A 12,815-nucleotide genomic window follows, 5' to 3' on the forward strand; every position below is an offset into this window, starting at 1 on the left:
TTGAGAACATACGAGAATAAAGATGAACTTAAGAACGAGATAAATAAAAGTTTTGCAAAGTACATTTCAGAATTCGATATTATTCCAGAATCATTAAAAGATAAGAGAGTTGAGGAAGTTGACAGAACTCCGGCAGAAAATCTTGCTTATCAGGTTGGCTGGACAACGCTTGTTATTAAATGGGAATCTGATGAAAGAAAAGGTCTTCATGTCAAGACTCCTTCAGATAATTTTAAGTGGAATCAGCTTGGCGAATTATATCAATGGTTTACAGATACATATGCTCATCTTTCGCTTCAGGAGCTGAAAGACATGCTGAATGAGAATATTAATTCGATTTATGAAATCATTGACTCATTAAGCGATGAAGAGTTATTCGAGCCACATATGAGAAAGTGGGCCGATGAAGCAACCAAAACAGCGGTCTGGGAAGTATACAAGTTTATACATGTTAATACGGTTGCTCCGTTCGGAACTTTCAGAACTAAGATTAGGAAATGGAAAAAGATTGTACTATAAAAATCTGAATTGACCGAGCTCTTTAGAGCGAGGGATACTTCTTGTCCGAAGGGCAAGAAGATGGAACAGAGAAAGAGTTTAACAACTCGGTATTTACGAAAGAGGTACAGAACATGAAGAAAATCAATTTAGTAGTTTTGCCAGCTATAACAATAGCGTTAGAAATATTGCCGCTGGGGGCAGTTTGTACTTTTGCTCCATCTCCGACAGAAAGAGTAAAAGAAACATTCTCATACTTTAGTCCAATACCGTTTGGCTATGCAAATTTTGCTCCACTTATTACAGCCGTACTTACTGTTGTTATCTTGTTGCTGTCGTTGATTTCATTAAAGAAAAATGGAGTTTTCAATTCTATGTTTGTTCTTTCAATTATTACAACAGTTATTTCTCTTTTGCCGTTGGTGTATGGATTGAGTTATTTCACCTTTGTGGGAGCCTTGATAACGATGGCACTTGTAACCGAATGCATTTTGGTTAAGACGCAACAGAAGTAAAGTAAAGCGACAACTTCATGTTTGACGAACTGGTAATATACAAAAAATAATATTAGAGTAGAATAGGCTCATAGATATGCTATAATAAAACTAATTAGCGGGACGGGTTTTGTTGGGAGGGATATTATGATGGGAAATATTATAGGGTTTGTTATATGGGCGATTGGTGGCGTTATTATCATTGGGCTTGGAATAAGCGCATATTTTTCAAGAAAAGTGGTTGGCTTTTGGGCAAACATAAAACCTATATCTATAAATGATATCGCGGGTTACAATCGTGCTGTTGGTAAGTTGTTTGTTATTTATGGAGTGATTTTGATTGCATTGGGATTGCCGCTGCTTTCAGGACAGAATTCTCCGTTTATTTTACTGTCAGTATTGGGTGTAATGATAGAAACAATAGTAATCATGGCGGTTTATAGTTTGTGCATTGAAAGGAAGTATAAAGAACAATAGAAAACTTCCAGTTTATTAGGATGATAAATTTTATTTTGAATAGGACAGGTGTTTATGAAAAAAAGCGCGAGCGCAGTTTCTGTTATTGGAGGAGCCGATGGACCGACCTCCATTTTTTTTAAGAAAAATGCAAAACTTACTCTAAAACAGAAAATTCAAAGAGCAAAAAATAAAATTAAGCGGTTCTATGTGGATAAAACCCTTTCATGTGAAGGTCATAGTTTGGATGAAGTAATAGAGTATATCGTAAATAGATATGGGTTTGCTGAAGTCGATAAGGATGCTGAAGAATTTCCAGAAGAATATCAGCAGATGAGAGCCTCTTTTATCATTCAATATGCTCCAGAATTATTAGGAGAATCTACTGCCTGTCCTAAATTAAAGAGCGAATCGCCAAAAGATGTGGAGGCTTATATCAGGCAAAGCGAGGATCGAATGCAGAGGGCAATGGAAATCCCTTCGACAGAATTTGATATTGACTTTCATAAATTCAAAAAAGCATTTGATGATATCAATGATACCATGTATATTGTTATCGAAAAAAAATATGCATATATTGGCGGTGGGGCTGGTGGAAATAAAAAGGTGGTTAAAAACTTTCAGAGTATCTATAAAGATATATACAGATATTACGGTGTCACAAAAGAGGATAAAGTAAGCAAATCGGAACGATATAAGGATGTGGTTCGAACCTTGAGTCAGTAATACAGTTTTGCAATCATTCAAGATATAGAAAAAATCTATAAAAAAGGAGCTGAGACACTGCTGATTTTAATCAGATAGTGCGACAGCCCCGAGACCGTTTCAAGTTTTGTGTAAACGCTAAAAACTGATATAAGATTTGTGAATAGTTACAAATGGGCAGAGCCGATTTTCCGGATTCTGCCCATATCTGCATTATACAGGAGTTTTTGGGCTGTCTTTTCTTCTTGCCATAAAAATAACCTCCAAACTGAGTAATTTTATCTTACATCAGTTTGGAGGTTTACACAAACTTTGGGATGCTCCCTTTTTAGGTATTAGAATCCGGGAACGAACCATTTTTAAGGCAGCTTAGAATCCAGAAACATCTGGCACCGCCTGGGCTCTTCTTTACTTCTTCATTACACGCATCAGGTTCACCATCTCGATCGCACCCACAGCGCATTCATATCCCTTATTTCCCGCCTTGCTTCCGGCACGCTCGATTGCCTGTTCAATATTATCTGTCGTGAGAACGCCAAACATAACCGGAATTTTGCTCTGTAAGGAAACGCTTGCAATCCCTTTGGAAACTTCATTGCACACATAATCATAATGGCTCGTTGCCCCGCGTATCACTGCCCCAAGGCAGATCACTGCATCATACTTTCCACTTGCCGCCATCTTCTCTGCGATCACCGGTATCTCAAACGCTCCCGGCACCCATGCCAGATCAATCTGCTCCTCCGGTACATCATGACGCTTCAACCCGTCAAGTGCACCCCCGATCAGTCTTGACACGATAAATTCATTAAACCTCGCTGCCACGATCCCAATCTTAATATCCTCTGCTCCTGTTAATTTTCCTTCTAAAACGTTCATTTTTTTATCTCCTTTTTTATAATGTTGATGTCAGGTTGACACCATAGATACTTAATATTATATTTATCCTCTTATTCAAAACGAAGCATATGCCCCATCTTTTCCTGTTTCGTCCGCAGATAAAACAGATCATACGGTGTCGCCTTCATCTGGATCGGCACGCGCTCTTTGATCTCCATGCCATAATCTTTCAGTTGGTAAACTTTATCCGGGTTATTGGTCAGAAGCCGCAGCGTTTTTACACCGAGATCTTTTAAAATCTGTGCTCCGATGTAATACTCCCGCTCATCCCCCGCAAAACCGAGCGCAAGGTTCGCCTCTAACGTATCCATTCCTTCCTCCTGCAATGTATAGGCGCGCAGCTTGTTCAGTAATCCGATGCCTCTTCCCTCCTGCCGCATATAAAGCAGGATTCCGCGGCCTTCTTTTTCGATCTGTTCCATTGCCGCAGCAAGCTGTTCCCCGCAGTCACACCTCAGAGATCCGAATACATCTCCCGTCAGGCACTCGGAGTGTACACGGCACAGCACATCCTCTCCGTCTCCGATCTCACCTTTTACCAGCGCAACATGATGTTCCCCGTTTAAAATATTCTGATAACCATACGCTTTAAATTCTCCATATTTTGTCGGGAGTTTTGCGACTGCTGCGCACTCTACCAGTTTCTCATGTTTTTTGCGGTACTCCTGAATTGCCGCGATCGTGATAAAACAGATATTCCATTTTTCTGCCAGTTCCATAAGTTCTGTTGTACGCATCATTGTTCCGTCCTCACGCATAATCTCACAGCATAAACCACACTCTTTTAATCCGGCAAGACGCATCAGGTCAACGGTTGCTTCTGTATGACCGTTACGTTCTAACACACCATTCTTTTTTGCAAGCAGTGGAAACATGTGTCCCGGTCTGCGAAAATCTTCCGGTTTTGCATCCTCACTGATGCAATGCCTTGCCGTCATACCGCGTTCCTCCGCCGATATTCCAGTCGTTGTGCCGACATAATCGATCGATACGGTAAATGCGGTCTCATGGTTATCCGTATTGTCTGCCACCATCTGCGGGAGTCTTAATTTTTCACAGATCTCCTTTGACATCGGCATGCAGATCAGTCCTTTTCCATGTGTTGCCATAAAATTCAGATTTTCTGTCGTTGCAAACTCTGCCGCGCAGATAAAATCCCCTTCATTCTCACGATCTTCATCATCTGTCACAAGAATGATCTTTCCTTTTTTCAATTCTTCTAATGCCTGTTCCACTGTATCAAATTCTCTCATTATACTTCTCCCTTTCTATACAAGAACTTTCACTTGATTTTTCTGAGTTTTCAAAATCCATTAGAAAATAAAAACTCCTTCGTGATCTTACTCTCCGTTATTTTTTCTTCCTTCCAGTTCAAAAAATGTTCTATATACTTCCCGATACAGTCATTTTCCAGATTTACCTTATCCCCCGCCTTTTTGTGAGCCAAAACCGTACACTGCGCCGTATGTGGGATAACAGACACCATAAAAGTGGTCTGTGTCGTTTCTGCAATGGTAAGGCTGATCCCATCCACTGCGACAGAACCCTTTTCAACAATGTAGTGCATGATCTTCTCAGGCGCTTTAATGGAATAATAAATCGCGATCTCATCTGATATGACTTCACAGATCGTTCCGGTTCCGTCAATATGTCCTGTCACGATGTGACCGCCAAATCTGCCGTTCGCCGCCATCGCGCGCTCCAGATTCACCGGGCTGCCTGACGCTGCTTCTCCAATCGATGACCTCCGCAGCGTTTCGTGCATCACATCGGCGGTAAAATAGTTTTTTCCAAAAGATGTCACGGTAAGACAGATTCCGTTGACGGCAATGCTGTCACCAATTTTGATATCCTCCAATACTTTTTCTGCCTCTATTTTCAGTCTGGCAGAATTGCCTTTCCGGTCCGCTGTTATGATTCTTCCGACCTCTTCCACAATTCCTGTAAACAAATTTCCTCCCCTCCCTGCCTTTTTACAGTATGTTCAAACCTTATGTATCTATTTCCCTCTCATTTATTTTTCAGCTCCCCGGTGATCAGAATGTCCTCCCCCACCTGCTGTATCCTCTGATTGACCAGATGGTACGCATCATCGGGATGATCCACGCCCATTCCTGCAACCGGACTTTTGGCATCTGCACCGCCAAACAGTTTCGGTGCCACATACGCATACACCTCATTGACGATTCCGGCTTCTAACGCCGACCAGTTCAGCATGGCACCGCCCTCAAGTAATACACTCTCGATCCCGTCTGCTCCAAGCTGCCGCATCAGTTCTTTTAAATCTACTTTTCCATCCGCACGCTCTGTCACTATGATCCGGCATGCATATTTCTGATATTCCCTGATCCTTGCTTCATCTTGGCAGCAGGTTGCAATGATGGTCTTCTGCTCCTCTGCGGTCTGCACGATACGGCTCTTAAGCGGTATCCGCAGTGTCGTATCACAAACGATCCTGACCGGGTCTTTTGTCTGCGGCAGACGGCAGTTTAACATTGGATCATCCGCGATTACCGTGCCTGCCCCAACCATGATTCCGGTCATTTCATGCCGCATGCGGTGTACCTGTTCTCTTGCCGCCTCTCCGGTGATCCATTGCGATTTTCCAGATGCCGATGCGATTTTTCCATCCAGTGTCATCGCATATTTCATCCGCACATAGGGCAGTTTTGTCTGGATATAATGAAAAAATACCCGATTTTGGTACTCACATTCCTCCTGTAAAACTCCTTCCGTCAACAGGATGCCTTGCTCCCTTAACTGCCGGATTCCTCCTCCCGCCACAAGTGGATTAATATCTTTCGCCCCGACAAACACATGGCTGATGCCAGCTTCTATGATCGCCTGTGTACATGGAGGCGTTTTCCCGTAATGACAGCACGGTTCTAATGTCACATAAAGGTCTGCTCCCGCCGGATCTTCTCCCCTGCTCCTGCAATCCGCCAGCGCTTCCCTCTCTGCGTGAAGTCCGCCAAATTTTTTATGATAGCCTTCCCCGATGATCCTGTCCCCTTTTACAAGAACCGCACCAACCACCGGATTTGTCTTTGTCCATCCTCTGCCGAGTTCTGCAAGTTCCATTGCACGGCGCATATATCTTTCCTGTTGCATGAATACATTCCCCTTTCTGCAAGACAGAATCTGCAATCTTTGTTGATTCATGACGATAGAATACACGCTCTGCGAAATTCTATTGTCACAAACAAAAAGGCTCTGAAATAAAACTATTCCAGAGCCTTGTATGCATTCTTACCGATCGTTTAAAACGATCCTTTCAATCCTGCTTATCCATATCTTCTTTCATCCAGACTATACTGTCGGCTTCGGAGTTACACCGAATCATGCCTTGCGGCTCGTGGGCTATACCACCGGTAGGGAATCTCACCCTGCCCTGAAGATCATATTCTGTTTTTATGTGTCCGAGTATAACACTCTTTCTTAAAATGTCAATACTTTTTTACCAGCTTCCCATAAAGATCTGCACCCAATAATAACGATATGGCGCATTCGCATCATAATAATAACCGATTCCAACCTGATCATAAGAATCGCTTAAAATATTAGCACGATGTCCCGGTGAGTTCATCCATCCATTCATAACATCTGCTGCATCGGTATAACCTGCCGCAATATTTTCACCTGCACTGCGATAATTTACCTGATACTTCTTTTCACTTAAAATAGAAAAACAGCTCTCTCCGTTTGGTCTTGTATGCGAAAACAGCTGTGTAAGCTCTTTTGCCCGCTTATCTGCTGCAGCATTTAAGGTATCATTCATTTTCAGAGAAGATTTTCCCTGCGCCTTTCTCTCCTTGTTGATCAGCTTTAGAACTTCTGCTTTCTCTTTATCTGCTTTTGTCAGAACAGCCGCCGGCTTATTTTTTACCGTTACTTTGCAGGTATATTTCTTTTTCCCGACCTTTGCCGTAATTGTTGCTTTTCCTGCTTTTTTTGCAGTCAGTTTTCCACTTTTTGAAACGCTGACTACTTTTTTCTTTGAAGATGACCATTTCACTTTTTTCTGCGCCGGTCTTAATTTAAGCTGATATGTCTTTCCCTTTGTCATCGTCAGGCTCGTTTTATTCAGCTTTACAGCAGATGCCGCTGCAACAGTGACTGGCTGCATAACATCCACTGCGATCATGCTCCCGCTAAATATAAGAAGAATTGCCATCAACATTGCCGTTATCTTTTTCTTTACACTTTTCATTCCTCATCCTTCCTTTCGTACTATATTTATGATGCAAACAGCACCATTAAAATCTTACTCTAACATATAAATAAGTCCAAAACACCCCGCTCCGCAGTTACTCGTGATTGCCGCCGATGCCTCCTGCATGTATACCTGATCGAATTGCTTATATTTTTGCACTTCCTCTAAGATCATGTCTTTCGTCTCTTTTGAACACCCTGCAGACGTTATAAACAAAACTCTCTGATCAATGGAGGCAAACCGCGCCATCTGCGCACGAATATATTTTTTATAAACATTCTCCGTATCACCAAAAAAGATCGCGGACGGCACTATTTTCTTTTTGTGCAGTGACAAAACCGGATGACACTGCAGCATCTCTGTCAGTTTCCAAACCTGCTTATTTAAGAGCCCGCTGCGGTAAAGCTGCTTAGAACTGTCAAGTATAAAACTTGTCTGCACTTTTTTCTGCATCTCATCTAACTTCTGTATTATCTCATCCATATCCCTGTTTTTCAATGACATGTTTGCCGCCTGCATTACCATCAGTCCTGTGCCACTGGATAAATGTCCCGAATCATAGACCTGCACATGGGAAAATCCGGCTGCTGCCTTTCCTGCATTCTCAAATCCCTTTCCCGATCCGGAAGCAATACAGATGTGAAGCACCTGCTCTGCCTCCTCAAGCAGATTTCCAAAAAATGTCTCATACTCCCCGACTGTCGGTGCTTCTGATTTTGCATACTGATCTTTTTCAATATAAGAAAGCAGGCTGTCCGAATGGATTTCCACCATATCCTCAAAATGACCGTATTCCGTGTTTACAAAATAATGCATCATCGGTATTCCAAGCTGCCTTACCACATCATTCGGCAGATCTACCACATTATCTGTACTGATGATCAGTTTCTGTTTTTTCTTCTGCCCTAAAATACGGAATCCGTCCATTTCACTGATCTCATCCGGAGCAACCATATATTCAATACGCTCCTTCGGCAGATAACGAAGCAGCATTGCCTCAAAAAGAATGCCATTGATCGGTTTCGCAAGATAATCGGAAAATCCCATTTTACGATACTTCTCTTCCGCTCCTGACATTGCATTTGCCGTCAGGGCGATAATCGGTGTTTTCCGGCAGAATCCGCCTTCCTGATTGCGTACCAGATCCATGGTTTTTTCTCCATCCATTTCCGGCATCATATGATCCATAAAGATCACATCATAATTATTTTTCGCCGTCAGCTTTAAGCATTCCATTCCGCTGTGTGCTAAGGAAAGCTGGACTTTTGTCTCCCGGAGCAGCTTTTTGGCAACAAGCAGATTCATATCATTATCGTCCACAACAAGTACTTTTGCTTCCGGAGCTTCAAAACTCTTTTTGTAGGAAGACCTCTGATGTCTCGATGAACTGTTGTAGTTGAGATTTCCAAGCGGTGCAGCATTCACGATCTTCTGTGGAATCGTGATCGTAAAAGTGGAACCCTTCTGATAAATACTGTCAACCGTGATCTGACCGCCCATCAGATTTACGAGCTGGCTGCAGATGGAAAGTCCAAGTCCTGTTCCTTCGATTCCTTTCGTATTGCCCTCATTGACCCGTTTAAAACTGTCAAACAGATATTTCATATCATCCTGCCGGATTCCCATACCGGTATCGATCACGGACATTTTTAAAAGGATTTCATCCGTCCCTGTCTGCTCCCCTTCCACAAACAACGTAACAGATCCTTTTTGCGTGTACTTGATCGCATTACTTAAAATATTCGTCAGAACCTGTTTGATCCTCATTTCATCGCCGTATAACATTGACGGCAGTTTTTCGGATACGTTGACACAAAACTCCAGATTTTTCTCATGTGCACGTATCCAGGTCGTATTTACGATCTCACTGAAAAGCTTACCTGTCTCATAACGTGCCGGAACAACCTCCATTTTTCCAGCCTCGATCTTCGACAGGTCTAAAATATCATTGATCAGGGATAGCAGCATCTTACTTGCGCTCTGGATATTATTGGCATTTTCAATAATATCGTCCGACAGATTCTCCTCCCGCAGTGTCATTTCATTTAACCCTATGATCGTATTGATCGGCGTACGGATCTCATGACTCATATTGGCAAGAAAACGGCTCTGTGTATTCATTGCAGCAACTAGCTTTGCCTGCTGTTTTTCATTTTCTTTTCGCTGATACTCATAGAGTGTGATCTGAATAAACATAAATGCACAGGTCAGAAAAACAGTTATAACAGTACTTACAATAATGTCGACGTTAACCACAGATTCTGATTCCATATAAACAATTTTCTCCGGATAAACCATCGCTATATAAAAACAGACCGCATCTGCAATGATCGTTATGACTGTTCCCGCAATAAGTCCTTTTCCGCGGAGCAGAAAAAAGAGTGAGATAAAACCGAGTACAAACCAGAGCGGCATACCGCTTTTTAAACCCCCGGAACGCATAAATGTAACCGGCAGGAAAATCCCATTCAGTCCCAGCATCAGAATAAAGGAACAGATATCATATTGCTTAAATTTCTTTCCCGCCCAGAAAAGCACTCCCATAAAAAATGCCCCGGCAAACAATGCAATAACATTTTTTATTTCCATCCCTTCGGCAAGCGTATAAACTCCGCCTACTGCCATTGCAATCGTTCCAAGCAGTGACATAAACCGGAATAACTGTGCATGAATGGAAACATCTTTCCGGATCAGTACCCGGATAATTCTGTCACTTAACTTATTCATTGCACGTCACCTCCCCATTTTTTTAATGTTTCTGCCGCACTGAAAAAATCAAACAATCCGATCTGTTCTGTCATATCAGTGATGATCTGTGCATCCGAATCCGTCAGTGAACTGCCTGCTTCATTTTTTACGTTTTCCAGCAGTTGTATTGCCTCCTCCTGATCAAAATTATCGATCGCAGCCGCTAATTTCTGTAGCAAGGTCTGTTCTTCTCCCTCTGCCGTTACATATTTTGACAGTCCATCGAGAATCGCACAATAATCTGCTATCAGCTCCACATGGTTTTGTATGATATAATTTTCATTTTTATGCTCACATGCTTCCTGCATTCTCTTTGCTTTTGCAGAAAGATCTTTTGCGCCGATCGTCAGGCTCTGTCCTTTCAGAGAATGTATGTTGATCTTATAATTTTCCCAGTCTTTTTTATCATACAACTCCTGCAGTGTCTGGATCTGGCTTCTTCCCTGTTCATAAAAACACTGTACGATCTCCATATAATCCGCTTCATTATCGTCAAAATAGGAAAGTCCTAACTTATGATCAATACCTGCCACCTCAAAATTCTCTTCTTCTGATAACCCGCTGGATACTTCCTTGCTTCCATTCTGTCTTTCTTCTGACTCACCGGATACTTCACTGCTTCCATTCTGTCTTTCTTCTGACTCGCCGGATACTTCACTACTTCTACTCTGTTCCTCTTTGGACTGACCAGATATTTTCTCAGTCACTTCCGTTTTATTTTTCTCTGCTTCCCCTGTATCTTTTTCAATAAATGCACTTAAATATTTGCGGAGGACACGTTCCATTGCTGACTTTTCAATCGGTTTCGCAACAAAATCATCAAATCCTTCTCTTATCAGCATCTCTCTGGCTCCGCCTATCGCATTGGCAGTCAGTGCTATGACCGGTATCTTTCTCTCCCTGAATCCCGGCAGTTCATGAATCCTGTGCATACATTCCACACCATCCATTTCCGGCATCATGTGATCCATAAACACAAGATCATAGCTTCTGTCACTTATTTTCTCTATGGCTTCTTTGCCGCTTAGTGCCGTATCGATCGTAATTCCATAATGGCTAAGCAGGCTTGAAACAACTTTTAAATTCATGGCACTGTCATCCACAGCGAGAATTTTTGCTCCCTTTATGCGGAATCTGTCATGGTGCCACCTTTCATCATAAGCATCCTGCTGAAGTTTTTCGCCATTTAAAACAGTGGCAATTGAGAACACATGGATTGGGCGGTAAATAAGCTGTACTTCTGATCCGACTTTCTGCAGATCACAATCCCTGTTTGCCATGACAACTACTTTCATTTTGTCGGTCAGGCTGTCAAAGTAACTCTGTTCCTCAAAATATTCCACATCCGCAACAAACAGGAACTGAAATGTTTCATGTTCGATACGGTTCTTTAACTCATGCATCGTAGAGCAGCGCACAGCATCTACATGAAGCTGATCGATCATCCTCTGTATACATTCAAGATAACCGTCACGAAGCTGCCCAAAGCGATATCTTTCGAGATTCATATAAAAAACGATCTTTTTATCCCCTGCATCACGTACAGATACAAGCGGCATATCCGTCAGTACTCTCTGCGGTATGATAATGGAAACGGTTGTCCCCACATCAGGAACACTCTCGATATGCATATGTCCATTCATCTTTGCGATCATTTTGCGTGAGATCGCAAGTCCTAAACCAACACCTCCGGCTCGTCTGTCGCGTGTTGTATCTACCTGATTGTATGTATTTTCCAGTGCATCTATATTTTTCTCACTCATGCCGATTCCGGTGTCTTTTACCTTCACCATGAGATTGATACCATATGGTTCCTTGCGGGCGCCAACAAACAAAATGACACCTCCGGCATCCGTAAACTTGATCGCATTGTTAATCAGATTTAAAATAATACGGTAGATCTTCTGACTGTCCCCAAGCAGATTATTCGGGATATCTGCCTCGCAATCCACAATGATCTCAAGATTCTTTTCTTTATTCCACACATGTGCCATATTTACCACATCATTGATCACAGATGTGATATTATAAGGCTCCTCCACAAGCTCCATTGTATCATTTTCAAGTTCTGAGAAATCCAGAATATCAGACACTAAGGACATCAGATTCCTGCCTGCGACCGTAATATCATATAACTGCTCTTTGGTCGTATCATCCACTTTCGCATCCAGTAACTCTGAGCCGATTCCGATGATCGAATTTAACGGTGTGCGGATCTCATGTGAAATATTTGCCATAAAATCATCTTTTGCATGTTCCGCTTCTTCAAGTTCACGCATTGCCTCGTCAAGTTCGATTTCATGCTGTATACGGTTCTTTAACTGTTTATTTTCCATGAGTTCGAGGATGATGATCGCAAGAAACTGCATAAAAAATTCCATTTCCCGTACCGGATTATCATAATTAACTTTATCTAACAGGAATGTATCAAGACCAAACAAAAGAAGCGTTGCTGCCAACGAAATATAATTAATCTCGATCAGATCAAAAAGAGACAACATCACGACACTTGCCGCAACCGTTGCCATGGTAAGAGACGATCCATCCGTAAAAACTGTATATAAAATAATGTTCATCCAGATCATTACCGAACAAAATAATTTTGCCAGTTTTGCGGATCGTCCTAACAGAATCCGAAGCCCGATGCTTGCCAAAAGTCCGCAGACTACCACTGCAGCTACCCAGCTAGGCCATTTTAAGTAAACTGCTGCCATTACCATATAAACCGTATATATGGTATAAAGTATGTACGGGATCAGTCCCGCTCTGTCTTTCCTGATTTCTCTTTTCATAACGTTTCC

At 42.2% G+C, this 12,815-nt stretch carries 11 protein-coding genes and 1 riboswitch; of the genes, 4 read left to right on the forward strand and 7 right to left on the reverse strand.

The window, feature by feature from the left end:
* The 4 genes from H8S51_RS17220 (at nt 1) to H8S51_RS17235 (ending at nt 2,174) form a co-directional block, all read left to right on the forward strand.
* The gene (locus H8S51_RS17220) at nt 1–519 is read left to right on the forward strand and encodes a ClbS/DfsB family four-helix bundle protein (protein ID WP_118203934.1); all 519 of its coding nucleotides are present in this window, start codon (nt 1–3) and stop codon (nt 517–519) included.
* A 113-nt stretch (nt 520–632) separates the two neighbouring features.
* Nucleotides 633–1,013, forward strand: coding sequence for a hypothetical protein (locus H8S51_RS17225; RefSeq protein ID WP_186899227.1), 381 nt, complete (start codon nt 633–635; stop codon nt 1,011–1,013).
* A 126-nt stretch (nt 1,014–1,139) separates the two neighbouring features.
* A complete protein-coding gene (locus tag H8S51_RS17230) occupies nt 1,140–1,469 on the forward strand; it encodes a hypothetical protein (protein WP_186899228.1) in 330 nt (109 codons plus the stop codon).
* 54 nt (nt 1,470–1,523) lie between these two features.
* A complete protein-coding gene (locus H8S51_RS17235; RefSeq protein ID WP_186899229.1) occupies nt 1,524–2,174 on the forward strand; it encodes a hypothetical protein in 651 nt (216 codons plus the stop codon).
* 387 nt (nt 2,175–2,561) lie between these two features.
* Here H8S51_RS17235 and ribH read toward each other — a convergent pair whose 3' ends face one another.
* The 7 genes from ribH to H8S51_RS17270 form a co-directional block, all read right to left on the reverse strand.
* Complete coding sequence (gene ribH, locus H8S51_RS17240; protein ID WP_015522487.1) at nt 2,562–3,032, reverse strand: 6,7-dimethyl-8-ribityllumazine synthase; 471 nt, start codon at nt 3,030–3,032, stop codon at nt 2,562–2,564.
* A 71-nt stretch (nt 3,033–3,103) separates the two neighbouring features.
* A complete protein-coding gene (locus H8S51_RS17245) occupies nt 3,104–4,306 on the reverse strand; it encodes a bifunctional 3,4-dihydroxy-2-butanone-4-phosphate synthase/GTP cyclohydrolase II (RefSeq protein WP_022112606.1) in 1,203 nt (400 codons plus the stop codon).
* Nucleotides 4,307–4,356: 50 nt separating this feature from the next.
* The gene (locus H8S51_RS17250; RefSeq protein WP_117920679.1) at nt 4,357–5,004 is read right to left on the reverse strand and encodes a riboflavin synthase; all 648 of its coding nucleotides are present in this window, start codon (nt 5,002–5,004) and stop codon (nt 4,357–4,359) included.
* Between the two features lie 59 nt (nt 5,005–5,063).
* Nucleotides 5,064–6,164, reverse strand: coding sequence for a bifunctional diaminohydroxyphosphoribosylaminopyrimidine deaminase/5-amino-6-(5-phosphoribosylamino)uracil reductase RibD (ribD, locus tag H8S51_RS17255; protein WP_186899230.1), 1,101 nt, complete (start codon nt 6,162–6,164; stop codon nt 5,064–5,066).
* A 177-nt stretch (nt 6,165–6,341) separates the two neighbouring features.
* A riboswitch (FMN riboswitch) is annotated at nt 6,342–6,456 on the reverse strand.
* A gap of 54 nt (nt 6,457–6,510) precedes the next feature.
* Nucleotides 6,511–7,263 carry a CAP domain-containing protein gene (locus H8S51_RS17260; protein WP_186899231.1) on the reverse strand — a complete coding sequence of 251 codons (753 nt, stop codon included), beginning with the start codon at nt 7,261–7,263 and terminating at the stop codon, nt 6,511–6,513.
* 54 nt (nt 7,264–7,317) lie between these two features.
* Nucleotides 7,318–9,993 (reverse strand): DegV family protein, encoded by a 2,676-nt coding sequence (locus H8S51_RS17265; protein WP_186899232.1) that lies wholly within the window; start codon nt 9,991–9,993, stop codon nt 7,318–7,320.
* Nucleotides 9,990–12,806 carry a hybrid sensor histidine kinase/response regulator gene (locus H8S51_RS17270; RefSeq protein WP_241070797.1) on the reverse strand — a complete coding sequence of 939 codons (2,817 nt, stop codon included), beginning with the start codon at nt 12,804–12,806 and terminating at the stop codon, nt 9,990–9,992. The genes H8S51_RS17265 and H8S51_RS17270 overlap by 4 nt, the downstream gene beginning before the upstream one ends.
* Between the last annotated feature and the right edge of the window lie 9 nt (nt 12,807–12,815).

The sequence above is a fragment of the Roseburia rectibacter genome, assembly GCF_014287515.2.
Taxonomy (GTDB): Bacteria; Bacillota; Clostridia; order Lachnospirales; family Lachnospiraceae; genus Roseburia; species Roseburia rectibacter.